This is a genomic window from Zoogloea sp. (genome assembly GCF_041914405.1).
Lineage (GTDB): Bacteria > Pseudomonadota > Gammaproteobacteria > Burkholderiales > Rhodocyclaceae > Zoogloea.
Genome location: NZ_JAYSDK010000021.1, coordinates 94,526 through 94,782, shown reverse-complemented (window position 1 = coordinate 94,782; position 257 = coordinate 94,526). Strand labels below are relative to the sequence as shown.

General features: G+C 62.6%; 1 pseudogene. It reads left to right on the top strand.

From position 1 onward, the window contains the following. Positions 1-11: 11 nt before the first annotated feature. A pseudogene (locus tag ACE3RX_RS13915) lies at positions 12-257 on the top strand (methyl-accepting chemotaxis protein); the annotation flags it as partial.

Genomic DNA, 257 nt, shown 5'->3' with positions numbered 1-257 from the left:
CCGATGCGGGCGTGCTGTCCAAGGCTGCGGTGGAGGGCCGTCTGGCCACCCGTGCGGATGCGAGCCAGCACCAGGGTGATTTCCGCAAGATCGTGGAAGGCGTCAACAACACGCTGGACGCGGTGATCGGGCCGCTGAACGTGGCCGCCAACTACGTGGATCGGATCTCCAAGGGCGACATCCCGGCGAAGATCACCGACAACTACAACGGCGACTTCAACACCATCAAGAACAACCTCAACACCTGCGTGGATGCG